Here is a 25,217-nt window from a genome sequence, read left to right as displayed (position 1 = left end):
CTCACTCGGATTGATCGTTTATCGCGAATTCTGATCGCATTCTTGCACATCTCGCGCGAGCCCACGGATGATCGACGCCATGGTCAGCATCGCGTTCATCGGCGCCGGGAGCGTCGTCTTCACCCGGCAGCTCGTCGCCGACATCCTGCGTTTCCCCGAGCTTGCGGACGCCCGCCTCGTGCTCCACGACATCGACCCCGAACGGCTGGGGATCGCCGAGGCGACGGCCCGGCAGGTGGACCGGCAGCTCGGCGGGCGGGCGACCGTCGTGGCGAGCGCGGACCGGCGGACGGCGCTGGAGGGCGCCGACTTCGTGATCAACATGATCCAGGTGGGTGGCGTGGAGGCCACGTACAAGGACCTTCAGATCCCCGAGCGGTACGGGCTGCGCCAGACCATCGGTGACACGACCGGCGTGGGCGGCATCTTCCGCGCCCTGCGGACCTTCCCCGTGCTGACGGCGCTCGCGGCGGACATGCGCGAGCTGTGCCCGGACGCGTGGCTGCTGAACTACACCAACCCGATGGCGATGAACGTCTGGTGGCTGTCCGTGGTGGCCCCGGAGCTCAAGGTCGCGGGTCTGTGCCACAGCGTCTACTGGACGGCGCACGACCTCGCGGAGCTCGTGGGCGTGCCGGTGGAGGAGACCCGCTACCGTGCGGCGGGCGTCAACCACCAGGCGTGGCTGCTGGAGTGGGAGCACCAGGGGCGGGACCTGTACCCGCTGCTGCGCGAGCGCATCGCGGCCGACCCGGAGCTGGAGCGCCGCGTGCGCGTCGAGATCTTCCGCCGCATCGGCTACTACCCGACGGAGACGAGCGAGCACTCCTCGGAGTACCTGTCGTGGTTCCTGCGCTCGGACGCGCAGATCGAGCGCTACCGGCTCCAGCCGCTGGAGTACGTGGGCATCAGCCGGGAGAACCTCGCCGAGCTGGAGCGGGCGCGGCAGACGCTCGCCGCGGGCGGCGACCTGGAGCTGGAGGAGGGCGCGAGCGAGTACGCGCCGCAGATCATCCACTCGCTGGTGACCGGCACGCGCCGGGAGATCCACGTCAACGTGCCCAACCGCGGGCTCATCGACAACCTGGGCCAGGACGCCGTCGTCGAGGTGCCCGCCGTGGTGGACGCCGACGGCGTGGCGCCGGTCGCGATGGGCGCGCTGCCGATCCAGTGCGCAGCCGTGAACCAGGCGTACGTCTCGGTGGGCCGGCTCACGGTGGAGGCGGCTCGCACGGGAAACCCGCTCCTGGTGCGCCAGGCCGCGCTGATGGACCCGAACACGGCCTCCACACTGACCCCGGAGCAGATCTGGGCCCTGTGCGACGAGCTGACCACCGCGCACGGCGACCTGCTGCCCGAGGCGCTGCGGGCTCCCGTCCCGGCGGGCGTCCTGTGACGCCGGCGCGCACGGGCGACCTCGTGGCGGACGCCGCCCGCGCGGGCGGCGCCGTGCTCGCGTTCAACGTGATCACGCTCGAGCACGCCGAGGGCATCGCCGAAGGGCTGGAGGCGGCGGGTACGCCCGGCATCCTCCAGGTGAGCGAGAACGCGGTGCGGTTCCACGGCGGGCGGATGGCGGCCCTGGTCGCGGCGTGCCGGGAGGTCGCGGCCTCGGCCGGCGTGCCGCTGTCGGTGCACCTGGACCACGTGCAGGACGACGCGCTCGCCCGGTCGGTGGTCGCCCAGGCGGGGCGGCTCGGCATCTCGTCGCTCATGGTCGACGCCGCCCACCTCGACTACGAGGACAACGTCGCCACGACGGCGGACCTCACCGGGGCCGGTCACGGCCAGGGACTGTGGATCGAGGCCGAGCTCGGCGAGATCGGCGGCAAGGACGGCGCCCATGCGCCAGGCGTGCGCACCGACCCCGAGGAGGCGGCGTCGTTCGTGGAGCGAACCGGGGTGGACGGCCTCGCGGTCGCCGTGGGCAGCTCGCACGCGATGACGACGGCGACCGCCGAGCTCGACCTCGACCTGGTCGCACGCCTCGCGGAGCGCCTGCGGGTGCCGCTGGTGCTGCACGGCTCCTCGGGCGTGCCGGTGCCGGCGCTCCGGGCGGCGATCGCCGCGGGGATCCGCAAGATCAACGTGGGCACGGCGCTCAACGTGGGCTACACGGCCCAGGTGCGGCAGTACCTGGCGGGCGACCAGAACGTCACCGACCCGCGCAAGTACCTGACCCCGGCGCGCGCGGCGATCCGGGACACCGTCGCGGACCTGGCCACGGCCCTTCGTTGAGTGCTGGATGTTCGCCCTTCTCGGGACGTCAGGAGGGCGAACATCCAGCACTCGACGGTCAGGGGATGGTCGTGAGGGTGAGGTAGCCCTCGGCGTCCGCGTCCTGGGTGGTGTTGGCGAAGCGCAGCGGGGCGCCGCCCGGCATGACGTTCGGCACGTGGAGAGCGAGCGTGCCGCCGGACATGCCGCCCGGCAGGGTCGCCTCCAGGGTCCGGCTCGTACCGGGCTGGATGCTCGGTAGGTCGGCGTCGACGGCGGTGCGGGCGAGCACCGTGCCGTCGTCGTCCAGGACGGCGAGCTCGGCGGGCCAGTCGCCGTAGAACGGCGCGACGCCGCGGTTGGCGAGCGTGAGCGAGACCGCCGTCCGGCCGCCCCCGGTGGTCACGGTGGCCTGCGTGGCCGTCAGGTCGTAGCCGAGGGCGGCGGCCGCCGCGATCGCGCGGGGGCGGTCGTCGGCGTCGTAGCCCGTGGCCCAGGCCTGGTGGTTGATGATCCAGGTGGCATGCGACGCCGCGGTGGCGCCGGCGACGTCGTAGTCGCGGCCGGTGGCGATCTCCTCGGCCGCGTCCGGGCAGTCCAGCGGCTGGGCGAAGATGCACGTCTGCAGCGGCGGGTAGAGCTCGCCGCCGATCGGCACCGTGCGCCAGGCCTCGCCCATCCCGGCGGCCTGCACCTGGGACAGGAAGTGCCAGTCCGTGGTGGGCAGGGTCGCGTACGCGAACGAGTCGTCGTGCAGCCCGAACCCGTGCCCGGCGACGGCGGCCGACGGGTAGCGGGCCTGGAGCCACGTCTCGTCGAGCGCGGCGTCCCAGGCGTCCCAGATCGCCTCGCGGGTGGCGGTCGAGGGCATCCAGTCGACGCCGTCGGGGTTGGTCGGCTCCACGATCCCGTTCATCGGGTAGGTGTGGTCCTCGCCCCAGAAGCCGACCAGGCCGGCAGTGAGGTAGGCGATGCGCGGGTCGCCGTCGTACCGCTGCCCCAGGGCCGCGATGAAGCCGGTGATCAGGTCGACCACGCGTGGGTCGTCGTAGTCGGGGGAGAAGCTGGTCCCGTTGTTGTCCCAGAAGTCGTAGCGCCGCTCCTGGCTGATCCCGTCCGGGCCCAGCAGGTAGCCGGGCACCCCCGTGGGGCGGCCGGGGTAGTCGAGGTAGAAGCGGAGCACCGACTGGTGGCCGCGCCCGGCGATGCTGTCGAGGTAGGCCTCCACCCGTGTCCAGTCGTAGGTGTCCTCGCCCGTGACCACGGCATTCACCGGCAGGTAGAACCACTCCAGCGTGTGCGGGAACGCCGGGTCCGCGGCGTCGAGGGTCTGGCCCGGCTCGGGCGCGAACGGCAGGAAGCCCTTGAGCGGGTTGTCCGCCAGGGCCGCCGTCGGTTCGAGGTTCACGGTGCTGGTGGCGTGCGGGCGGGGGCGGGCGTCGGCGGGCTGGGGCACGGCGACGGCGCCCAGGAGCGCCGTGCTGATCGCCGTACCGAGCGCCAGCGCGCCCGCGAGCAGGCGGGGTGCTGTGCGTGCTGATGACATCGACAGTCCTCTCTGACCGGATGGATCACGACGCGACCATCACAGCAGGGCCGCGCAGGTTATGCAAGAGGGTTGACAGAACCTTGTCATACTGCTTGCCTAACCCCTGGTCCACGGTGGACCACGCCCACGAGGGGAAGGTTCTCGATGCCGAGAGTGATGCCGAGAGTGATGCCGCCGATGATGCCGAGAGCACTCGGGCAGGGCAGGACGCGCCGGTCCGACGCCGTCGCTGCCGCCGTCCTGCTGCTGCCCGCCCTGGCCGGGTTCGCCGTCTTCTACGTGTACCCGACCCTGCGCGGCGCCTGGTACTCGATGACGGACTTCAACCTGCTCAACGAGCCGGGCTTCGTGGGCGCCGACAACTTCCGCACCCTGGCGGCCGACGAGCAGGTCTGGACCTCGCTGCGCATCACCGCCGTCTTCGCCGTGGGCAACCTCGCGATCATGCTGGTGCTCGCGCTGGCGCTCGCCGCGCTGATGCAGCGACTGCGCCTGCGCACCTGGGTGCGCTCGCTCCTGCTGCTGCCCTGGCTGGTGCCCAACGTCGCGATCGCGCTGATCTGGGGCTGGCTGCTGGACGCCAACGTGGGCTTCCTGAAGAACCTGCTCGACGCCGTGGGCATCGAGGGCGTCACCTTCTACAACCCGGACGCCGCGCTCTGGATCGTCGTGGTCATCTCGGTCTGGTCGGGCCTGGGCTACACCGCGCTGCTCCTGTACGCCGGGATGCTGCAGGTGCCCGCCGAGCTCTACGAGGCCGGGGCCCTGGACGGCGCCGGCGAGACCCGGATGTTCTTCCGGCTGACGCTGCCCCTGATCCGGCCCGTGCTCGCGCTCGTGCTCGTGGTCTCGCTCATCGGGTCGTTCCAGGTGTTCGACCTGGTCCAGGTGGGCTACGGCAACAACCCGATCCCCGAGGTCCGCGTCATCTACTACTACATCTACCAGCAGGCCTTCTCGTTCTACAAGATGGGCTACGCCTCGGCGATCGCCCTCCTGCTGGTCGTCATCCTCGGCGCCCTGACCTACGTGCAGATGCGCCTCATGCGCGCCGATCGGTCGGACCTGTCATGAGCGCCGTCAGGCCCGGCCGCGTCGTCGCCTGGCTGGCCGTGGCCGCCGCGGTCGTCGCCACCGTGTTCCCCTTCTACTGGATGGTGCGTACGGCCCTGACCCCGGCGGCATCGCTGGTCGAGGACGCCGGGCTGCTCTGGCCCGGCGACCCCACGCTGATCAACTTCCAGCGGGTGCTGGGCCTGACCAGCGTCGAGGAGGCAGTCGCGGCCGGCGGTACCGGCGCCGCCATCGACTTCGTGCGGTACACCGTCAACTCGCTCGTCTACGCCGGCTCGGTCGCCGTGCTGCAGATCCTGTCGTGCGCGGCGGCGGCCTACGCCTTCGCCCGTCTGCGCTTCCCGGGCCGCGACGTCCTGTTCGGCGTGGTGCTGGCGGGGCTCATGGTGCCCGGCATCTTCACGCTGCTGCCGAACTTCGCCCTGCTGCGCGAGCTCGGGCTGCTGAACACCATGGTCGGCCTCGTCGCGCCCGCCGTGCTCATGAGCCCGTTCACCATCTTCTTCCTGCGCCAGTTCTTCCTCTCCCTGCCGCGCGAGGTCGAGGAGGCGGCGATGCTCGACGGCGTCGGCAGCCTCGGCCGGTTCTGGCGCATCGCGCTGCCGATGAGCCGCGGACCCGTCGCCACGATGATGCTCATCACGCTGGTGGGCATGTGGAAGGACTACCTGTGGCCGCTGGTCGCGGGGAACTCCGAGGCGACCCGGGTGCTGACCGTCGCGCTCGGCGTCTTCCAGCAGCAGTCACCCAACACGGCCCCCGACTGGACCGGCCTCATGGCCGGCGCCACGTTGTCCGTGCTCCCGGTGCTGCTCCTGCTCGTCCTCCTCGGACGACAGCTCGTCGAGTCCCTCAACTTCTCCGGCGGCAAGTAGGCGCACCCCGCGCCGCCCCACGGACCGAACGACCTTCGTTCGACGGAAAGGACCCATCATGAGAAGGACCACGGCACTCGCCGCGCTCTGCGCCGCGTCGCTGCTGACGCTCGGCGCGTGCTCCTCCGGTGGCGACGACGCCGCCGGTGGCGCCGTCACCATCGACTACTGGCTCTGGGACGACACCCAGCTCCCGCTCTACCAGCAGTGCGCCGACGACTTCCACGCCGCTCACCCCGGGATCACCGTGCAGATCACGCAGACCGGGTGGGCCCAGTACTGGCAGAACCTCAGCACCCAGATCACCGCGGGCACCGCCCCGGACGTCTTCACCAACCAGATCTCCTACTACCTCCAGTTCGTCCAGAACAACCAGCTCCTGGACCTCACCGACCGCGTCGAGGCCTCCGACGTCGACCTGGACTCCGTGAAGCCGGGTCTCGCCGAACGGTGGGTGCTCGACGGCAAGCGCTACGGTCTGCCCAAGGACTGGGACACCGTGGCCGTGCTCTACGACACCGAGGCAGCCGAGGAAGCCGGCTTCACGGAGCAGGAGCTGAGCACGCTCACCTGGAACCCGGACGACGGCGGCACCTTCGAGGAGCTGGTCCGGGCCATGTCGCTCGACTCCGCCGGCCGCACCGGCCTGGACCCGGACTACGACAAGGACGACGTGGTCCGCTACGGCTACTACCCCGAGTGGGCCGACGGCGCCGTGGGGCAGAACGGCTGGGGCAACTTCGCGCACTCCAACGGCTTCACCTACAGCGACGACGAGGGCGCACCGACCACGTTCAACTTCGACTCCGAGCCGCTGGTCGAGACCGCCACATGGCTCCAGGGGCTCATCGAGGACGGGTACGCGCCGCCCTTCGACGAGCAGTCCACGCTCGGTACCGAGGCCGTGATGACCAGCGGCAAGGCCGCCTCCACCATCACGGGCTCGTGGACGGCGTCCACCTACCTCGCCGAGGGCTCGCCCCTCGACCTCGCGTTCGCCCCGGTGCCCGAGGGGCCACAGGGGCGCACCGCGGCCACCAACGGCCTGGCCGACTCCGTGTGGGCCGGCACCGAGCACCCCGACGAGGCCTTCGCCTGGGTCGAGTACCTGGCCTCCGCGCAGTGCCAGGACACCGTGGGCGAGGCAGGCCTGGTGTTTCCCGCACTCAGCTCCGGCACCGACGCGGCGCTCGCGGCCCGCGAGGCCCAGGGGTACGACTCGTCCGCGTTCGTGGGCGTGGCGGACGCGGGGGAGACCTTCGCGATCCCCGCGTTCGCCAACGCGGCCGAGGTGAACACGATCGTCCAGGACGCCATGCAGGCCATCGCCCAGGGCGCCGACCCGGCCCAGCGGCTGGCGGAGGCCGACGCCGCCGTCGAGGCGCTGTTCGAGTAGCCGGCGGAGCGCGCGGACGGCGGGAGCCCGGGTCGCTCCCGCCGTCCCTGCGCCGTCCTTCCTGTCCCTTTCCCTGCTTCCCGAGGAGACCGCATGTCCGCTGTACCCCTGGCCACCGTCCCGATGCGCGTGGAGGGCACGGTGCACGCCGAACGGCCGGGCTGGGCGAGCCCGCCCGGGGGCACCGGGGTGACCGAGACCTACCTCGCCGCGTCCCGGGTGTCGGTGCTGCACGGTCTCGCCGAGGGCGACGTCTACCGCAACGGCCAGAACTCCTGGTCGCCCACCGGGTGGCGCGGGCTCGCCCAGGCGCCGCTGCGCGTCGCCGACCCCCGGCGCCGGCAGACGGCCGACGACACCGGGTGGGACGACCCGCTGCGCCACCACTCGTCCTGGTTGATCAGCGTCACGGACGGCTCGGCCGCGTACCTGCTGGGCTGCCTGGAGGGCGACACGCCCCGCCTGCACGCCGACCGGGACGTGCTCGCTGCCTGGACCGAGACGGGCCGGCCGGCCACCTGGGTGCTGCTGTCGGGCGCGGAGGACGCCGTCTTCACGCGGTACCGGGACCTGCTCGCGGACCGCTACGGCGTGCTGGACCAGGACCCGGGGACCGTCTGGTCCTCCTGGTACTCCCTCTACGAGACGGTCTCGCGGGCCGACCTCGACAAGATCGTGCCGCAGCTGCCGGAGCTGGGGTTCGACACCGTGCAGATCGACGACGGCTGGGAGCAGATGGTCGGCGACTGGACGCCCAACGAGAAGTTCGCCGCCGGGATGAAGGATGCCGCGGCCATGATCACCGACCACGGCATGCGGCCCGGTCTGTGGGTCGCGCCGTTCATCGCGCTGCCCGGCTCCCGGGTGGTGCGGCGCAACCCGCAGATGCTGCTGCGCGACGCCGACGGCGCCCCGGTCCGTGCCGGGTCGAACTGGGGCAGTCACTACCACACGTTCGACTTCACGCGGCCGGACGCCCGGGAGATGCTCGTGGAGACGGTGTCCCGGGTGGTGCACGACTGGGGTTTCACCTACCTCAAGCTCGACTTCGTCAACGCCGGCGCGGTGGCCGGGGTGCGGGCCGAGGACGTCGACCGCGAGGCCGCCTACCGGTCCGCGATCCAGGCCGTGCGGGACGCGGTGGGGCCGGACGTGTACCTGCTCGGGTCCGGTGCGCCGGTCTTCCCGTCGCTCGGCGTGCTGAACGCCGTGCGCACCGGCCCGGACGTGGCGCCCATGTGGGACAACTACGCCAGCGACGACCCGTCGGACGCCATGGCGCGCAACGCCGTCTTCAACGGGGTCAACCGGCTCTGGCTGCGCGGGCTGATCGGGATCGACCCCGACGTCGTGTACTTCCGTCGCCGGCGCAACCTGCTGAGCGACGAGCAGATGGGGTGGCTGCGCGACTGTGCGCTGCTCTCGGCCTTCCGGGCGGTCTCCGACCCGCCGGAGTGGATCGAGCCGGCCGACCTGCCGGCGCTGCGCGAGTTCCTCGCCGGCGCGCCGGCCACCGAGCGGGTGGGCCGCTACCGCTACCGGATCGGCTCCCGCCTGGTGGACTTCGCGCCCGCGATCGACGGCGGGTCGGCGCCGTACCCGATCTAGCCGTACCCGATCTAGCCGTCGGGCGGCGTCAGGCCCGCGCGGCGAGCGGACGTTCGGCCCGGAGCACCTTCTCGGTGTAGAAGGTCCGCTCGACGTCGACCATCGCGAGCCGCACCGCGCCCCGGGCCACGTGGTCGCCGCCCAGCGACGACACGGTGACCCGGGGCATCCGCACCACGCTCTTGCTCAGCATCGCGCCGAACTCCGCGCCCCACAGGTCCGCCCACGGGGTGTTCCCGCCGCCGAGCACCACGACCTCCGGGTCGAGCGTGAGCACCACGGCGGCGGCGCCCGTGGCGAGGTCGCGCGCGTACTGCCACACCAGCTCGCGCGCCTCGGCGTCACCCTGCCGGGCCTGCTGGAACGTCCACGCCGACCGCTCGCTCTCCCGGAGCCCGGCGGGCATGCCGGAGTGGCCCTGCAGCCCGTCGAGCGCGGTGAGCCAGCGGACGGCGGGCAGGGCGCCGATCTCGCCCGCCGCACCGCCGTGGCCACGCACGAGGCGGCCGTTGACGAGCGCCGCCGCGCCCGTGCGCAGCCCGGCGAGGATGTACACGACGTCGCGGGCGCCGCGCACCGCGCCCCACTCGTGCTCGGCGAGCAGTGCCACCTTGACGTCGTTCTCCACCTGCACCGGGCAGGTGAACCGGCGGCCGAGGTGTCCCACGAGGTCCACCTCCGCCCAGCCGGGCAGCGGGCTCACCATCGAGGTGCGTCCGTGCGCGTCGACCGGCCCGGTCACGGCGGCGGCGACCGACCAGACCGCGTCCGGCGTCACGTCGGCGGTTGCCAGCACGGCCTCGACCACGACGTCGAGCGTCTCCAGCCGGCGGGGCGGTGCCGCCGTCGGCTCGACGGCGAGCTCGTGGCCGGCCAGGACGGTCCCGGCGAGGTCGGTCAGCACGGCGCTGATCCGGTGCACGCCGATGTCGACGCCGAGGAGGCGGCCCCGCTCGGCGTGGAAGCGGAAACGCTGCGGCGGGCGGCCGCCCTGCCCGTTCGGGACGGGTTCGACGGCCACCACCCAGCCCAGGTCGGTCAGTTCGGCGACCAGGGAGTTGATGCTCGGACGGGACAGGCCCGTGGCGCGCACCAGCTCGGTCGTCGTCGACCCGGAACCCGCGCGGACCTCGCGGAAGGTGCGCACGAGGTTGAGGTCACGGACCTGGGGCTGCTCGCGCTTCGTCACGGGCCCATCCTCTCCCGCCTCGCGGGCGGCGGCGCAACCGGTCCGCCGCCCGGGCAGGGTTCAGGCGTCCCAGGCCTGCGTGAACTCGGCGAGGTCGATGCGGCCGTCCTGGTCGTGGTCGGCCTTGCCGAAGATCTGCTCCAGGTCCTTGTCGCTCGTCTCCTCGCCGCGGGTCGCCATGGCCTGGCGGAACTCGTCGGCGGTGATGCGGCCGTCGCCGTCGCCGTCGAACTCGACGAAGGTCCGGGTGAGCTCGTCATCGGCAGTCATGGGGTCGTACCTTCCGCACGGGGGACATCGGTCGCGGACATGCAACCACAGATCCATCCAGATGTGCCCCGAATGTCGGGTACGGTGCGGCGTGCCGCCCGTCGTCGTCCGGAGGAGCAGACATGAGGCTGTACGCGGCCGCGCCCGCGCGGTGCGCCCGGCAGGTGCTGGGTGACCTGCTCCTGCTCGCGTGGGTCGCGGGCTGGGGGTGGGCCGGGCTCCAGGCCCGGGACGCGATCGAGGTGCTGGGCCGGCCGGGCCGCGAGACGGCGTCGGCGGCCGACGAGATGGCCGGCCGGTTCCACGACGTCGAGGGCCGCATCGACGGCATCCCCGGCGTGGGTGACGACCTGGCGGCCCCTTTCCGCGGGGCCGCGGACGCGGCCGAGAGCCTGGCCGCCGCCGGCCGCGCCCAGGCCGAGACGGTGGCCGACGTGGCGCTGCTCGCCGGCCTGGCGGTGTTCCTCGTGCCCGTGCTGCTGGTGGCCGTGCTGTACGTGCCGCTGCGGGTGCGGTTCGTGCGTCGCGCGAGCGCGGGGCGGCGGCTGCTCGCGGTGGACCCGGCCCTGCTGGCCCTGCGTGCCCTGACCAACCAGCCGCCGCGCGCCCTGGCCCGCGTCTCGCCGGACCCCCTGACGGCCTGGCGCGACGGCGATGCCGACGTCGTGCGCAGGCTGGCCGACCTGGAGCTCCGGTCCCTCGGCGTCAGGCGCTGACGCTCGCCTCCGACAGGAGGCGGGCCAGCTCCGCCGGGCGGGTGAACATCGGCCAGTGCCCCGAGTCCAGGTCGACCAGGTCGAGGTGCTTGGCCCGGGCCAGCTCCGGCACGTCGCCCGCGTCGATCCACTCGCGTGCCTGCGCCGGCGAGAACTCCGGGCACACGACGGTGACCGGCACGTCGAACCGGCGCTCGTCGCGCAGGCGCACCACGCCCCGGGCCACTCCCGCCGGCACGGGGACCGCGGCGGCCGCCAGGGTGGCGCGCGTCGCCTCGTCGAGGTCCGCCGAGTCCGGCCCCTCGAACGGGCCCCAGCCCGGGAACGGCATGACGCCGTCCGTGATCTCGAACAGGTCGGCGTACGGCTTGCCGTCGTCCCACGGGAAGCCGCCGACCAGCACCACTCCCGCCACCGCCTCCGGCCGGGCGTCCGCGGCGAGCCAGGCCAGCGTGCAGGCGGCCGAGTGCCCCACGACCAGCGGCCGCCCGGGCGCTGCGTCGACGGCGGCCAGCACCGCGGCGACCTGGTCGTCCAGCGTGGCCGACGTGGTCCCGTCGCCCTGGCCCGGCAGCGCGACCGCTACCGGTCGGTGCCCGAGGCTCTCGAGCTCGGGGACCACACGGTCCCAGGCCGAGGCGTCGAGCCAGAGGCCGCCGATGAGCAGGATGTCCATGGTTCTCTCCCGTCGTGAGTCGCGGCCCGGCGGGCCGCCTGAGCTCCACGGTAGAACCAGTTCCGGACGTTCTACTTCCGGATCATGACGCCGATGAGTTTTCTGGTCCCGCTCGTCTGATCCTGGGAGAACCGCACCACGCGGACCCCCGGCTCCAGGCCGGCCCCAGACAAGGAGATCCCCCATGCGCACCATCGTCGCCACGCACTTCGTCTCGCTCGACGGCAAGGTCGACCCGACCGGCGGCGACCCCGAGCTGCACGACACCGCGTGGACCTTCAAGGTCGTCGCGCCCGCCCCCGAGGCCTACGAGCTCAAGGCCACGGAGCAGGAGGAGGCCGCCGGGCTGCTGCTCGGGCGTGCCAGCTACCAGATGTTCGCGCCCGTCTGGCCGGACATGGAGGAGTTCCCGCGCTACAACGTGCTGCCCAAGTACGTGGTGTCGACGACGCTGACCGAGGACGACCTCGTCGGCAACTGGGGCGAGACCACGATCCTGCGCTCGCTGGACGACGTCGCCCGGCTCAAGGAGAGCGGCGACGGCGAGCTCCAGGTGCACGGCAGCGTGTCGCTGACCCGCGCGCTGGCCGACGCCGGCCTGATCGACGCCTACCACCTGCTGGTCTTCCCCGTGCTGCTGGGCCAGGGCAAGCCGCTGTTCAGCGACGCCGACAAGCCGGCCCAGAAGCTCGACCTGGTGGAGCACGAGGTCTACAAGAACGGCGTGCAGAAGCAGATCCTCGAGGTGGTGCGCCCCTAGCCTGCTCCTAGGGTGGTGACGTGCCGTCCGAGACCAGTCCCACCGCCCGCGCGCTGCGCGCCCTGGAGGTTCTCCAGACCCGCCCCGGTACGACGGCGAACGAGCTCGCCGACCGGCTGGGCGTCACCGAGCGTGCCGCCCGCCGGTACGTCGAGATCCTGCGCGAGGCCGGGGTGCCGGTCACGTCGGCCCGCGGCCCGCACGGCGGGTACCGGCTCGGCCGGGGCACCCGGCTGCCGCCGGTCATGTTCACCCAGACCGAGGCGCTCGGACTCGTCATGGCCGTGCTGCACGCCCACCCGGAGGCCGACGACCTGGTCGGCACCGCGCTGGGCAAGGTGATCCGCGCCCTGCCCGAGGACGTGGGCCGGCAGGCGGCCACGCTGCGCGAGCACGCCTCGGCCGCACCGGACCGGTACGCGGCGCGCCCGGACACCGCCGTCACCAGCGACCTGGTCGCGGCCGTGGCCGCCCGCCGGCGGGTGCTGGTCACCTACCGTGGCGAGTCTGGCAGCGAGTGGGTGGCCGAGGTGGACCCGTGGGCCGTGGTGGTCCGGTACGGGCGGTGGTACCTGCTGTGCCACTCCCACCGGGCCGGCGCGGTCCGTACCTACCGGGTGGACCGGGTGCGCGCCGTCGAGCGCACGACCACCGCCTTCACGCCGCCCGACGGGCTCGACCCCGTCGCCGCGCTGGAGGAGCACCTGGGCACCGGGTGGCAGTTCGCCACGCGCGTCGTCTTCGACGCGCCCCTCGCCGACGTCGCGCCCTGGGTCGGGGCCCAGATGGGCCGGCTGGAGGCCGTGGGCGACCGGTGCGTCCTGGTGGGCAGCACCCGGAACCCCGCGATGTACGCCCAGGAGTGGCTGGCGAGCGTGCCGTTCGCGTTCCGCGTCGAGGGTGGCCCCGAGCTGCGGGCGGCCGTCGGGGCGCTGGCGGAGCGGCTGGCGGCCGCCGTCGCGGAGGCCGCCGACGGGCCGCAGGCCCCGGGTCGTTGACCGGGAGCTGCTGTGCGAGCATGCCGTCATGACCCCGCGACGTGTCGGCATCATCTGGAACCCGGCCAAGACGAGCCGGGCGGACCTCGCCTCCGCCCTGGACGACGCCGTACAGGCCGCCGGGGCCGAGCCCGAGGTCCGGTGGTTCGAGACCAGCGAGGACGACGCCGGCCAGGGCGTGGCCGCCGAGGCGGTCGAGGCCGGGGCGGACGTGCTCGTGGTGGCCGGCGGCGACGGGACGGTCCGGGCGGTCGCCGAGCACCTCGGGCAGAGTGGCGCCGACGTGGAGCTGGGCATCGTGCCGCTCGGCACCGGCAACCTCCTGGCCCGCAACCTGGGCGTGCCCCTGGGTGACGTGACCGGGGCCTTCCTGCGCGCGCTCACCGGCGACGCGCGCACCCTGGACCTGGGCTGGCTGGAGGTCGAGCTCGCCGGTGGCACCGCACGGCACGCGTTCGCGGTCATGGCCGGGTTCGGGCTCGACGCGCACATGATCACCGAGACCGACGACGACCTCAAGGACAAGGTGGGCTGGCTGGCCTACGTGGAGTCCCTGGGGCGTGCGGTGACGGCGAGCGAGCCCCTGGAGGTCCACCTCACGGCCGACGACGAGCCGCGCGGCCAGGACGACGTGCACACGCTCCTGGTGGGCAACTGCGGCACCCTCCAGGGCGGCCTCAACCTCCTGCCCGACGCCGACCCCGGCGACGGCGAGCTCGACCTGCTGCTGCTGAGCGCCGACGGCGCGGCAGGGTGGGCCGACACGCTGCGCAACCTGGTCTGGGACAACGGGATCAAGCGCCTCGCCACGGGCGGCGGGAGTGCCGAGAGCAGCCAGAGCACGACCCACCGGCGCGTCCGGACCCTGCGGGTGGAGCTCGCGGAGCCGCGCGTGTTCGAGATCGACGGCGAGGACCTCGGCGAGGCCCGCCGGGCGGACGTCACCGTCCAGGCGGGAGCGGTGCGGGTGCGCTGACCGGCGCGCTCACCGGGTGCGCCGCCCGCCGATGGCCCAAGATGGGTCGCAGGGGGCCGACGACGAGCGACCGAGAGCACGGAGGGCCACGATGGGACGCACCAGCAGCACCGAGCACACGAAGCACCGCGGCGGGGGACTGCGCCGGCTGATCACGCTGGCGGCGATCGCGCTGACCGCCGCAGCCGTGGTCAAGGAGCTGCGCACGCCCGAGGAGGAGCGCACCTGGCACGGCAAGGTCGCGTCCGTGGTGCCCTACGAGTTCCGCTTCCCGACCCTCGAACGGGCCCGCGAGCGACTCTGGAACCCCGAGGCGGAGCACGTCGTGGGGCCACGCGTGTTCGGCGTGGGGTGGAGCCTGAACGTGGGCAAGGTCGTGGCGATGGCGCGGGCGAAGCTCGGCGTCTGACGGCTCAGCCGCGGTCCGCCGGGTCGACCAGGAAGGGGCGCAGCAGGCCGGGCACCGCGGCGTCCGCCAGGGCGAGCCCGTCCGTCTGGTCCGCGTCGCGGACGGCGAAGGCGCCGGTGCCCGCCGCGGTCGTGGCGAGCACCGTCACGAGTCCGGCGCGGCGCTGGAGCACCGACTGCCGTACGGTCCAGCCCACGATGCCCCGGCGCTGGAGCGCGACGGTCGCCCGGCGGACCGTGCCGCTGCGCGCCACGAGGTAGCTGTCGGTGAGCGTGTGGCCGAGTGCGCGGTAGGCGTCGAGCGCGAGCACCACCGCGACGGGCAGCAGGACCAGGGCGCTGATCCACGCGATGTGCAGCAGCACGGGCGTGAGCAGCAGACCGAGCACCACCAGCACGGCCTCCACGGCGAGCACGGTGCCGGTCGACCAGCGCAGGCGGCGGCCTCGCGCGGCGAGCGGGTGCCCGGTCAGCGGTGCCGCCGTCGGCGGAGGGCCCGGCACGCGCAGCACGTCGGCCGCCACGCGGTCGGCGAGGTCCTGGGGGACCGCGGGTACGAGGGTCCGGCTCTCCGACTTGTCCTCCTCGCTGTTCGTGAGCCCCGTGGCGACGGCGTCGACGCGCGCTCCGCCGGCCAGGCGCGCGGCGAGGGGTTCGACGACCTCCACTCCGCGCAGCCGTGACTCCTCCAGCGAGATGGACCGCGTGGTGAGCAGGCCGCGCCGCACGTGCAGCGTGCCGTCGGCCTGGCGGTCCAGGGTGTGGTTCCACCAGGTCTCGACCCACAGCGCCACCGTGGCCACGCCGCCGACCACGATCAGCCCCACCGCCAGCCCGAGCGCGACGAGCAGCACCGGTGCGAGGCCGAACCACGACCCGACGGCCATGATCACGCGCTCCTGCATGCCGAACCACTCGGCCACCTGCAGCGTGCCGCCCGCGGCCGCGGCGCCGAGCGTCGGGGTGAGGAAGGACAGCGGGGCGTACCGGATCCACCGGCGGTCGAACCGGACCAGGGTGCCGTCGGCCGCACCCTTGTTCCCGCCGCGCGCGGCGTGCGCCAGCAGGGTCGTGCGCAGCGCGTCGGCGGCCGCGCGCCGCAGCGGCCAGAGCGTGACCGTGCCCTCGGCGCCGGCGTGCTCGCCCGTGCCGATGCGCACGGTGACCACGCCGAGCACACGCAGCACCGGGTCGGCCGTGAGGTCCACCGAGCGGATCCGCTCGCGCCGCAGGGCCAGGCGCTTGCGGAAGACCGTGCCGGTGTGGACGTGGAGCCGTTCGTTGTCGACGCGGTAGCGCGTGACGCGCCACATCCACTCACCGCAGCCGGCGCCGGCGGCCACGACCAGCACCGACGGCGCCACCACCCAGGCGAGTGCCGTACCCACGGAGGTGCCGACCGCCACCCAGTACGCAGTGATGAGCGCCGCGCCCAGCACCGGTCCGGCCGTGTAGACGGTCGCAGCGAGAGCGGCCCGGCGGTCCAGGCGCTGCCAGGCAGGGTGGTCGGCGGGGAACGGGTCGGCGGCCGCGACGTCGGCGGGCTTCTCGACGTCGGTCACGTCGCGTCCTCCGGCGTGGCCTGTGTCGCGACGGTCAGGTCCGCCGCGAGGGCAGCCGCGGTCTCGGCCTCGAGTCCCTCGACCTTCACGGCGCCGCGGGCGGACGCCGTCGTCACGGTGAGCGTCGCCAGCCCGAACCGCTGCTCCAGGGGGCCGCGGACCGTGTCGACGGTCTGGATGCGGGACAGCGGGGCGACCCGCCACTCCTGGAAGAACCAGCCGGTGCGCGTGTAGACGGCCTCGTCGGTGACCTCCCAGCGGTGGTGCCGGAACCAGAGGCGGGGGAGCGCGAGGGCGGAGGCGAGCCCCACGGCGGCCAGCACGCCCGCGGGGAGGAACAGCCACAGGCGGGCGGGCGGGATGAGCGCGCCCAGCACGACCAGCGTCGCCACGGGCGCACCGGCCCACAGCACGATCTGCCAGGTCCACCACCCGACGGCCCGGGGGTCCACGGCATGCCGGGGCGGACGCAGACGCAGGGTGGGTTCCGGGCGCTCGTGGACGTTCGGCGTGGTCACGGCCCCCATGCTCGCAAGCGGCGCGGCGGCGGGCAACGCCATTTCACCCGCTCCGCCGCGATGAGTCCGGCGGTGCCCGGCCGTCCTACCAGCGTCGGCTCCCGTACGGGAGGCCCCGGTCGAGGAGGAGCGAGCGCATGGACACCAACTCCGGGCTGGACGTCCGGTACCCGGGCGACCCCGGGTTCGACGAGGCACGACGGGTCTGGAACGCGATGATCGACCACCGGCCCGCCGTCGTGGTCCGCTGCCGGGACGCGGCCGACGTCGTCGCCGCACTGGCCCTGGCCCGGCGCGACGGTCTGGAGGTGGGCGTGCGGTGCGGGGGCCACAGCGTGGTGGGCCACGGCGTGCCCGACGGCGGGCTCATGATTGACCTGACGTCGATGGGCGCGGTGCGCGTGGACCCCGGGCGCAGGCGGGCCTTCGTGCAGGGCGGGGCGCTGCTCGGCGCGCTCGACGCCGCGACGCAGCCGTACGGGCTGGCCACGACGGCGGGCAACGTGTCGCACACGGGCGTCGGCGGGCTCACGCTGGGCGGCGGGATGGGCTGGCTCGCCCGTCAGTACGGCTTGACCTGCGACAACGTGGTCTCCTTCGAGGTGGTGACGGCCGCCGGTGACGTGGTCCGTGCCGCGGCCGACGAGCGACCGGAGCTGTACTGGGCGCTGCGGGGCGGCGGCGGAAACTTCGGTGTGGTCACGGAGTTCGAGCTCCGGCTGCACGAGGTGGGCACGCGCGCGCTCGGCGTGGAGCTGGACTTCCCTGTCAGTGGCGCCGTCCCGGTGGTCGAGCGGTGGCGCGACCTCGCCGGGGACGCCCCGCGGGCCGCCACCTACACCGCGGGCGTGCACGACGGCGTGGTGACGCTCGGCCTCGTCTGGGTGGGCGACCCGGCCACGGGGCGCGCGCACGCGCAGGTGCTGGACACGCTGGGTGAACCCGCGGCCCGCCGCGTCGACGAGCTGTCCTACCTGGAGCTCCAGACGCGGGAGGACAGCGCGCGGGGCCACGCGGTGCGCCGCTACTGGAAGGGCCACTACGTCAGGGACCTGACACGGGCCGCGATCGAGGCACTGCTCGCCACGGAGCCGGGGGTGCGGGCCGGGCTCCAGGCCTACGGCGGCGCCATCGCCGACGTGCCGGACGACGAGACCGCGTTCAGCCAGCGGCAGACCCGGTTCGAGTACGTCGCGGCCACCGGCTGGACCGACCTGGACGAGGACGCCGCCCGGATGAGCGCGGCCCGGGCGAGCGCGGCCCGGATGGAGCCGTTCGCCAGCGGCGTCTACGTGAACGCGCTGAGCGACGACGGCGCGGCCGGCGTGCGCCGTGCCTACCCGCCGGAGAAGCTGGCCCGGCTGACGGCGGTCAAGGCCGGGTACGACCCGGACAACGTGTTCCACCTGAACCAGAACATCGAGCCGGCCGCGACCTAGCGGGTGCGGTTCGCCCGCAGGATCTCCTCCTGGTACGGCGCGACGACCGAGCCGGACACCCGGCAGTCCAGCAGCAGGAAGGGCCGCTCGGCGACCGGTTCGGCGGTCCACTCGGCCAGGCGGTCCAGGTCGGCCAGGGTGCGCACCACCACGCCCCGGGCGCCGACGGCGGCCGCGAGCGCGGCAAAGTCCGTCTCGGGGATGAGCATCGGGTCCTCGGCCAGCCCCTGGCGCCCGTACACGTGGACCTCGGCGCCGTAGGCGGCGTCGTTCCAGACGACGGCCAGGCCGCGGCCGCCCGCGGTGCGCACCGCGGTCTCCAGGTCGGCGAGCGCCATGAGGCCGCCGCCGTCGCCGGTGGTGAGCACGACGGTGGCGTCGGGGCGGGCCGCGGCGGCGCCGGGCACGCTCGGGAAGCCGAGGCCGATCGACTGGTAGGCGGTACCCACCATCATCATCCGGTCGGGCGAGGCGACGGGCCAGTACATGTTGGCCCAGCCGATGAAGTGCCCGCCGTCCGAGACGACGACGCGGTCGGCGGGCAGCAGCCCGGCGAGCCGGTGGGCGACGGTGCGGGGGTCGAGGCGTCCGTCGGGGGCGAGGCCGTCGGCGTGGCCGGTGTCGTAACGGCGCGCCGCGGCGACGTCCACGGTCTCGCGCCAGCCGGACGGCTTGGCGTTCTGCGCGTGCAGCTCGTCCACCAGGGCGCGGGCGACGAGGGCGGCGTCGCCCCGGACGAAAGCGCCCACGTGGCGGTGGGTGGCGGCGGGCGCGATGTCGACCTGGACCACGCGGGTGCCGGGCGCGAACAGCTCGCCGAACCGCATCGTGAACTGGTTGAGGGACGCGCCGAGCACGACGACGACGTCCGCCGCGCGCACGAGCTCCATCGCCCCGGCCGCGCCGAACCCGCCCGCCACGCCGAGGTCGTAGCGGCCGTCGGGGAAGACCCCGCGCCCGAGGGCGGTCGTGGTGGTGAGGGCACCCGTGGTCTCGGCGAGCTCCCCGAGCACGTCGCCGGCGCTCGCGAGCCAGGCGCCGCGGCCGGCCAGCAGCAGGGGACGCTCGGCGTCGGCGAGGTGCCGGGCCAGGTCGGTGATGGCGGCGGCGTCGAAGGGCCCGGCGGGGGCCAGCGGGCGAGGCAGCACCGGTTCGGGCGCGTCGGGGACGGGCCCGGCCTCCAGGGCCGCGACGTCGTAGGGGATGGCCAGCACCACGGGCACCCGGTAGGTCAGGGAGTGCTCGATGGCGATGACGCTGGTGGCGGCGGCGTCGGCACGGCCCACCGTGTAGGTGCGCGCGCCCACGGCGGCGGCCAGGGCGATCTGGTCCACGTCCCACGGCCGCGGGCCGGACGTGGGCTCGTCGCCCGTGAGCAGCACGAGCGGGACGCGTGCCTGGGCCGCCTCCGCGAGCGCGGTCAGGGCGTTGGTGAAGCCCGCGCCGTAGGTGGCGGTGGCGGCGGCTATGCGGCCCGACGCGCGGAAGTAGGCGTCGGCGGCCACCACGCCGCCGGCCTCGTGGCGCACGGCGGTGAACCGCGCGGTCGTGGACCGGGTGAGGTCGTCGAGGAACCAGGCGTTGCCGTTGCCCATGACGCCGAAGACGTGGTCGACGTGACGGGCGACGGTACGGGCGACGTGTGCGGACACGGTGGGCACGGGGCCTCCAGGGGGAACAGTGACGGATGAGTGGTGCAGTCCGTATGTGTCCCGGGCGGGTCCGGTTCGGGGCCCGTCGCGCGCCCCTTTTTCGAGCGCAGGCGGGAGATGATCCGCCTCGACGCGCCGAGTATAACCACGGGCCGGGCCGTCGAGAGGGCGGTCCGGGCGGCTCGGGAGAAGGTGCCCCGCGGGGATGGGTTGCGTGGTGTAGACAATGTCTACGCAGCGCAACCCACCCCCGGCGCACCACCTTTCCCGGAGGCCGACACGCCCGAGGCGACACGCCCGGGCCGCGGCCCTTCGTGCGGGTCCGTGCGGGCAGGGTCAGGCGGGCAGGGTCCGGGCGGGCAGGGTCAGGCCGGCAGGAGGGCGCCCGCGAGGAAGGTGGCCAGCTCGTCCCGGGCGGTCAACGGGAGCACGGCGGCCACGTACTGGTCGGGGCGGACGACGACGACGGCGCCGCCGCGGTCGATGCCACGCAGCTCGAAGATGTCGTGGGCAGGGTCGGCGGCGTACACCTTCTCGTAGTCGACCAGGTCGAAGGGACCGACCCGCGGCCGGAACACCTCGGGGACGGCGGTGTGCTCGATCGTGCCGTGCCCCTGCTGGTAGACGACCTTGACGTCGAGCACGGCGTCGGGATCGCCGTCCGCCGGGGTGTGCCGCAGCAGCGGGGAGTCCGGCGCGGTGCCGAGCCACTGCGCCCAGTCGCCCAGCGCCGATGGCTCGCCGGGCGCGGCGGCGTCGGCGAACGCGTAGACGCGCCACCTCCCGTCGGCGCGGGCGTGGTGGCCCAGGTGTGCCGGGTTGCCGTCGGCCACGCGCTCGACCGGCGCCGACTTGAACCGCTTGCCCACGGGGAACCCGGTCGCCAGGTGCTGGTGGCCGGTGCCGGACACGATCATCGACGGCTGGTACCGCGTCATGAACCCGCAGGGGAACTCCGCGGTCTTGACGTAGAAGTCCTCGAGATAGGTGGGGTCGGGCAGGTCCTCGGGCGGCGTGGCCATGAGCCGCGACCACTCGCGGTCGAAGTCGATGAGGTCCTGGGCCACGACGTGCCGTTCGGCCGAGTAGGTCGCCAGCAGGGACTCGGGCGCCCGCCCCGTGAGCACGTGCGCCAGCTTCCAGGCGATGTTCCAGCCGTCCTGCATCGACACGTTCATGCCCTGGCCGGCCTTGGCGCTGTGCGTGTGGCACGCGTCGCCGGCCAGGAAGACCCGGGGCGTGCGGGTGCCGGCGAGGTCGGCGGGGACGTCGTCGAACCCGTCGGTCACCCGGTGGCCCACCTCGTAGACGCTGTGCCAGGGCACGTCCCTCACGTCGAGCGCGTAGGGGTGGATGATCCGGTTGGCGCGGGCGATGATCTCCTGGACCGTCGTGGCCCGGACCTGTCCGGCGTCGTCCGCCGGTACCTCGCCGAGGTCGACGTACCAGCGCGCCAGGAAGCCGCCCTCGCGGGGGATGAGCAGGATGGACCCGCCGTCGTGCGACTGGATGGCGCACTTGGTGCGCACGTCCGGGAAGTCGGTGACCGCGAGCACGTCCATCACGCCCCAGGCGTGGTTGGCCTTGTCGCCCACGGCCCTGCGGCCGATGGCCTGCCGGACGGCGGAGTGGGCACCGTCGGCCCCGATGACGTAGCGGGCGCGCACCGTGTGCTCGGTGCCCTCCTGGGGGCCGGCCGTGTGGCGGAGGGTCACGGTGACCGGGTAGGCGCCCGGTCCGGGGTCGTCCGCGACGGTGAGCCGCACGAGCTCCAGGCCGTAGTCGGGGCGCACACGGGCGGGGGCGTTCGCCGCTACCTCGGCGAAGTAGTCGAGCACCCGCGCCTGGTTGACGATCAGGTGCGGGAACTCGCTGATCCCGCCCGGGTCGTCGGGCGGGACGGCGCCCCGCACGATGTGCTCCGGACGGTCCGGGTCGGGCTTCCAGAACGCCATCTCGGTGATCCGGTACGCCTCCGCCGTGATCCGCTCCGCGAACCCGAACGCCTGGAAGGTCTCGACGCTGCGGGCCTGGATGCCGTCGGCCTGGCCCATCTCCAGGCGCCCGGCGCGGCGCTCGACCACGTGCGTGCGGATGTCCGGGAACTGCGCGAGCTGCGCGGCGGCGATCATGCCCGCCGGACCGCTGCCCACGACGAGCACGTCGACCTCGTCCGGCAGCTCGGCAGGCCGGTCGACGCCGTACCCGGCGGCCGGGCGCACGTACGGGTCGCCGGTGACGTAGCCGTGGTGGTGGAACTGCATCGTGGGTCCGTTCTGCTGGGTCCTGCCGGGGGGTGGGCGGGGGCGAGGCTCAGGCGCGGGCCAGGCCGTGCACCGGGCTGGCGGCCTGGAGCTCCTCGTGGTCCGGGCCCAGCGGGATGCCGGTCCGGTCGCGCAGCAGCAGCGTCGCCGCCAGCCCCAGCACCGTCATGCCCGCCAGGTACAGGGTCACCGAGGCGGCGCTGCCTGTCGCCTGCACGAGCGCCGTCGCGATGGTGGGTGCGAACGCCCCGCCCAGGATCGACCCGATCGCGTACGAGATCGAGACGCCCGAGAACCGGATGGACGCTGGGAAGAGCTCGGCGTACAGCGCGGCCTGCGGGCCGTAGGTGAGCCCCAGGCCCACCGACAGGAAGGACAGCGCGAGCAGCACCGAGCCGAACGTCCCGCCGTGCACCAGCGGGAACAGGGTCAGCACGCCCGCGAGCTGCACCACGAAGCCGATCGCGTAGGTGGTGCGGCGGCCGATCCGGTCGGACAGGGCGCCCGCGCCCCACGTCGCGACCAGCCAGACGACGGCCGACGCCGTCACCGCCCACAGCACCGGCCCCTGGTCCATCCCGACCGGCCCCGCCGGGTCGGACGCGTAGCGCTGGATGTAGCCGCCGGTGGTCATGTAACCCACGGCGTTGTTCCCCGCGAACACGAGCGCCGCCACGATCACCAGCGGCGTGTGCCGGCGGAACAGTCGCAGGAGCGGCTGGCGGGTCGTCTCGGCCCGCTGGGCGATCTCGACGAAGACCGGGCTCTCCTCGACGCTGCGCCGCACCCAGTACCCGATGCCGATGAGCACCACGCTCAGCAGGAACGGGACGCGCCAGCCCCACGCGAGGAACGCGTCGCCCGGTGCCACGGCTGTCATGACGCCCAGCACCCCCGACGCGAGCAGCAGACCCAGCGGCACGCCGATCTGCGGCGCCGCACCGAACAGACCCCGGCGGCGCACCGGCGCGTGCTCGCACGACATGAGCACCGCCCCGCCCCACTCGCCGCCCGCCGAGATGCCCTGCAGGATGCGTAGCGTCACCAGCAGCACCGGCGCGGCGACACCGATCTGCGCGTACGTGGGCAACAGGCCGATCAGCGCGGTGGCCGTGCCCATGAGCACTAGCGTGAGCACCAGCACCACGCGTCGCCCGTACCGGTCGCCGAGGTGGCCCGCGACGAACGCGCCGAGCGGGCGGAACAGGAAGCTGACGCCCACGGAGCCGAACGCGAGCAACGTGCCCAGGCCCGAGCCCGCGGGCTCGAAGAAGAGCTGCCCGAAGACCAGGCCCGCCGCCGAGGCGTAGACGAAGAAGTCGTACCACTCGACGGTCGTGCCGACGATCGTCGCCAGGACGACGCGGCGGCGCTCGCGGGGGGAGGCGGTGCCGTCGGCGGGCTCGGACCGGTCCGGGGTGGGGCTCATCGCATGACTCCCTCGTCATCCGGGCCCGCCGTCGTCGGCGGGCGCATGGTGACCCGGTGCCGTTGCCGGGTCCTGATCGACCATATACGATCTGTGATACGAAGCACCAGAGGCGTCAGCCGACGAGTCGGAGCAAGGGAGCTCATGGGTACCGAAGCGCACGGGACCGGCGGGATCGGTCCGCTGGCACAGCGGCCGGGCAAGGTCGTCGCGGTCCACGTGGCGTACGCCTCGCGCGCCGAGCAGCGCGGGCGGCGGCCCGAGGCGCCGTCGTACTTCCTCAAGCCCAGCAGCTCGCTGGCGGCATCGGGCGGGACGGTCGAGCGGCCGGCGGGCACGGAGCTGCTGGCGTTCGAGGGGGAGGTCGCGCTGGTCGTCGGCGAGCCCGCTCGACACGTCGCGGTCGAGGACGCGTGGGACCACATCGCCGCCGTCACCGCGGCCAACGACCTCGGCGTGTACGACCTGCGCTGGGCCGACAAGGGGTCGAACGTGCGCTCCAAGGGCCGCGACGGCTACACGCCGATCGGCCCGGCGCTCGTGGACGCCCGGACGGTGGACCCTGCCGGGCTGCGGCTGCGCACCTGGGTGAACGGTGCGCTCGTGCAGCAGGACACCACGGGGCCGGACGCGCTCCTGTTCCCGTTCGCGCAGATCGTGGCCGACCTCTCCCAGCACCTCACGCTGGAGCGGGGCGACGTGATCCTCACGGGCACGCCCGCCGGGTCGAGCGTGGTGGCGCCCGGCGACGTGGTCGAGGTCGAGGTGGACGCCCCCTCGGCGCCGGGTGCGCCGTCGTCGGGCCGGCTGGTGACCACGGTGGTGCAGGGCGGGGTGCCGTTCGGCGACGTGGGCGCGGGACCGCGCGTCGACGACACGCAGCGGGCCGAGGCGTGGGGGAGCCGCGAGGCCGCGGGGCTGGCGCCCGAGCCGGAGCCGTTCGTGCTGACCGACGAGCTGCGGGACGTGCTGCGGCGGACGCCGGTGGCCGGGCTGTCCGCCCAGCTCCGCCGCCGGGGGCTGGACAACGTCGTGGTAGAGGGCGTGCGGCCCCTCGCGCCGGGTGCCGCGCTCGTGGGACGCGCCCGGACCCTGCGCCTCGTGCCGAACCGTGAGGACCTCTTCGCCGCCCACGGTGGCGGGTACAACGCGCAGAAGCGCGCCTTCGACACGGTCGGTGAGGGCGAGGTGCTCGTGATCGAGGCCCGGGGCGAGACCGGGTCGGCCACGCTCGGCGACATCCTGGCGCTGCGGGCCAGGGTCCGCGGGGCCGCCGGCGTGGTGACCGACGGCGGCGTGCGGGACGCCGAGGCCGTGGTCGCCACGGGCCTGCCGGTCTTCAGCAACGGCGCCCACCCCGCCGTGCTCGGCCGCCGGCACGTGCCGTGGGACACGGACGTCGCCGTCGCCTGCGGGGGCACCACCGTGCTGCCGGGCGACGTCGTGGTGGGCGACGCGGACGGCGTCGTGGTGATCCCGCCGCACCTGGTGCGGGAGGTGGCCGAGGCGGCCCTCACGCAGGAGGAGCAGGACGCGTGGGTGGCGCGGCAGGTCGCCGACGGGCACCCGGTCGAGGGGCTGTTCCCGCCTGACGCGCGGTGGCGGGCGCGCTACGAGGCGTCGCGGGAGGCGACGTGAGCG

At 73.9% G+C, this 25,217-nt stretch carries 22 protein-coding genes; 13 read left to right on the top strand and 9 right to left on the bottom strand.

All coding sequences use genetic code 11. The features are described 5' to 3' along the window. Positions 1-79: 79 nt before the first annotated feature. Positions 80-1,396 (top strand): alpha-glucosidase/alpha-galactosidase, encoded by a 1,317-nt coding sequence (locus ACIG47_RS24625; protein WP_397433714.1) that lies wholly within the window; start codon positions 80-82, stop codon positions 1,394-1,396. Further along, on the top strand, positions 1,393-2,238 hold the full coding sequence (locus tag ACIG47_RS24620) for a class II fructose-bisphosphate aldolase (RefSeq protein WP_397433713.1): 846 nt from the start codon (positions 1,393-1,395) through the stop codon (positions 2,236-2,238). The genes ACIG47_RS24625 and ACIG47_RS24620 overlap by 4 nt, the downstream gene beginning before the upstream one ends. 58 nt (positions 2,239-2,296) lie before the next feature. On the opposite strand, the gene ACIG47_RS24615 is transcribed toward ACIG47_RS24620, so the two are convergent. Then, complete coding sequence (locus ACIG47_RS24615; RefSeq protein ID WP_397433712.1) at positions 2,297-3,763, bottom strand: DUF4832 domain-containing protein; 1,467 nt, start codon at positions 3,761-3,763, stop codon at positions 2,297-2,299. Positions 3,764-3,946: 183 nt separating this feature from the next. Between ACIG47_RS24615 and ACIG47_RS24610 the strand changes: the two genes are divergently transcribed. The 4 genes from ACIG47_RS24610 (at position 3,947) to ACIG47_RS24595 (ending at position 8,719) form a co-directional block, all read left to right on the top strand. Continuing rightward, on the top strand, positions 3,947-4,840 hold the full coding sequence (locus ACIG47_RS24610) for a carbohydrate ABC transporter permease (RefSeq protein WP_397433711.1): 894 nt from the start codon (positions 3,947-3,949) through the stop codon (positions 4,838-4,840). After that, positions 4,837-5,715: a carbohydrate ABC transporter permease gene (locus tag ACIG47_RS24605; RefSeq protein WP_397433710.1), complete on the top strand. Its 879-nt coding sequence runs from the start codon at positions 4,837-4,839 to the stop codon at positions 5,713-5,715. The genes ACIG47_RS24610 and ACIG47_RS24605 overlap by 4 nt, the downstream gene beginning before the upstream one ends. A gap of 58 nt (positions 5,716-5,773) precedes the next feature. After that, positions 5,774-7,111, top strand: coding sequence for an ABC transporter substrate-binding protein (locus ACIG47_RS24600; protein WP_397433709.1), 1,338 nt, complete (start codon positions 5,774-5,776; stop codon positions 7,109-7,111). Positions 7,112-7,204: 93 nt separating this feature from the next. Continuing rightward, a complete protein-coding gene (locus ACIG47_RS24595; protein WP_397433707.1) occupies positions 7,205-8,719 on the top strand; it encodes a glycoside hydrolase family 36 protein in 1,515 nt (504 codons plus the stop codon). Positions 8,720-8,747: 28 nt separating this feature from the next. Here the strand turns inward: ACIG47_RS24595 and ACIG47_RS24590 are convergent, their stop codons facing one another. Both ACIG47_RS24590 and ACIG47_RS24585 read right to left on the bottom strand, forming a co-directional pair. After that, a complete protein-coding gene (locus tag ACIG47_RS24590) occupies positions 8,748-9,908 on the bottom strand; it encodes an ROK family transcriptional regulator (RefSeq protein ID WP_397433706.1) in 1,161 nt (386 codons plus the stop codon). Positions 9,909-9,968: 60 nt separating this feature from the next. Further along, complete coding sequence (locus tag ACIG47_RS24585) at positions 9,969-10,178, bottom strand: EF-hand domain-containing protein (protein ID WP_397415484.1); 210 nt, start codon at positions 10,176-10,178, stop codon at positions 9,969-9,971. Positions 10,179-10,300: 122 nt separating this feature from the next. Here ACIG47_RS24585 and ACIG47_RS24580 point away from each other — a divergent pair, with 122 nt between their 5' ends. After that, positions 10,301-10,894 carry a hypothetical protein gene (locus tag ACIG47_RS24580; RefSeq protein WP_397415486.1) on the top strand — a complete coding sequence of 198 codons (594 nt, stop codon included), beginning with the start codon at positions 10,301-10,303 and terminating at the stop codon, positions 10,892-10,894. On the opposite strand, the gene ACIG47_RS24575 is transcribed toward ACIG47_RS24580, so the two are convergent. Beyond that, entirely contained in the window at positions 10,884-11,570 is a 687-nt protein-coding gene (locus ACIG47_RS24575; protein WP_397433705.1) for an alpha/beta fold hydrolase, read from the bottom strand. The genes ACIG47_RS24580 and ACIG47_RS24575 overlap by 11 nt on opposite strands. Before the next feature lie 184 nt (positions 11,571-11,754). Here ACIG47_RS24575 and ACIG47_RS24570 point away from each other — a divergent pair, with 184 nt between their 5' ends. From ACIG47_RS24570 to ACIG47_RS24555, 4 genes are all read left to right on the top strand, one after another. Beyond that, positions 11,755-12,330, top strand: a complete 576-nt coding sequence (locus ACIG47_RS24570) for a dihydrofolate reductase family protein (protein WP_397433703.1) — start codon at positions 11,755-11,757, stop codon at positions 12,328-12,330. 20 nt (positions 12,331-12,350) lie between these two features. Beyond that, positions 12,351-13,328, top strand: a complete 978-nt coding sequence (locus ACIG47_RS24565; protein WP_397433702.1) for a helix-turn-helix transcriptional regulator — start codon at positions 12,351-12,353, stop codon at positions 13,326-13,328. Positions 13,329-13,356: 28 nt separating this feature from the next. Beyond that, a complete protein-coding gene (locus tag ACIG47_RS24560) occupies positions 13,357-14,304 on the top strand; it encodes a diacylglycerol/lipid kinase family protein (protein ID WP_397433701.1) in 948 nt (315 codons plus the stop codon). Positions 14,305-14,395: 91 nt separating this feature from the next. Further along, entirely contained in the window at positions 14,396-14,713 is a 318-nt protein-coding gene (locus tag ACIG47_RS24555; RefSeq protein WP_397415498.1) for a hypothetical protein, read from the top strand. 4 nt (positions 14,714-14,717) lie between these two features. Here the strand turns inward: ACIG47_RS24555 and ACIG47_RS24550 are convergent, their stop codons facing one another. Together ACIG47_RS24550 and ACIG47_RS24545 are read right to left on the bottom strand one after the other, a co-directional pair. Beyond that, complete coding sequence (locus ACIG47_RS24550) at positions 14,718-16,274, bottom strand: PH domain-containing protein (RefSeq protein WP_397433699.1); 1,557 nt, start codon at positions 16,272-16,274, stop codon at positions 14,718-14,720. Beyond that, complete coding sequence (locus ACIG47_RS24545) at positions 16,271-16,792, bottom strand: PH domain-containing protein (protein WP_397433698.1); 522 nt, start codon at positions 16,790-16,792, stop codon at positions 16,271-16,273. The genes ACIG47_RS24550 and ACIG47_RS24545 overlap by 4 nt, the downstream gene beginning before the upstream one ends. Before the next feature lie 137 nt (positions 16,793-16,929). Here ACIG47_RS24545 and ACIG47_RS24540 point away from each other — a divergent pair, with 137 nt between their 5' ends. Then, positions 16,930-18,231, top strand: coding sequence for an FAD-binding oxidoreductase (locus ACIG47_RS24540; protein ID WP_397433696.1), 1,302 nt, complete (start codon positions 16,930-16,932; stop codon positions 18,229-18,231). On the opposite strand, the gene ACIG47_RS24535 is transcribed toward ACIG47_RS24540, so the two are convergent. The 3 genes from ACIG47_RS24535 to ACIG47_RS24525 form a co-directional block, all read right to left on the bottom strand. Further along, positions 18,228-19,892, bottom strand: coding sequence for a thiamine pyrophosphate-binding protein (locus ACIG47_RS24535; RefSeq protein ID WP_397433694.1), 1,665 nt, complete (start codon positions 19,890-19,892; stop codon positions 18,228-18,230). The genes ACIG47_RS24540 and ACIG47_RS24535 overlap by 4 nt on opposite strands. Before the next feature lie 356 nt (positions 19,893-20,248). Continuing rightward, positions 20,249-22,147 (bottom strand): FAD-binding monooxygenase, encoded by a 1,899-nt coding sequence (locus ACIG47_RS24530; protein ID WP_397433693.1) that lies wholly within the window; start codon positions 22,145-22,147, stop codon positions 20,249-20,251. A gap of 49 nt (positions 22,148-22,196) precedes the next feature. Further along, entirely contained in the window at positions 22,197-23,576 is a 1,380-nt protein-coding gene (locus ACIG47_RS24525) for an MFS transporter (protein WP_397415505.1), read from the bottom strand. Positions 23,577-23,720: 144 nt separating this feature from the next. On the opposite strand from ACIG47_RS24525, the gene ACIG47_RS24520 reads away from it, so the two are divergent. Then, positions 23,721-25,214 carry a fumarylacetoacetate hydrolase family protein gene (locus ACIG47_RS24520; protein ID WP_397433692.1) on the top strand — a complete coding sequence of 498 codons (1,494 nt, stop codon included), beginning with the start codon at positions 23,721-23,723 and terminating at the stop codon, positions 25,212-25,214. The last annotated feature ends 3 nt before the right edge of the window (positions 25,215-25,217 follow it).

The organism is Promicromonospora sp. NPDC052451 (assembly GCF_044547525.1).
Taxonomy (GTDB): Bacteria; Actinomycetota; Actinomycetes; order Actinomycetales; family Cellulomonadaceae; genus Promicromonospora.
This window is presented reverse-complemented; position numbering and strand designations above follow the sequence as displayed.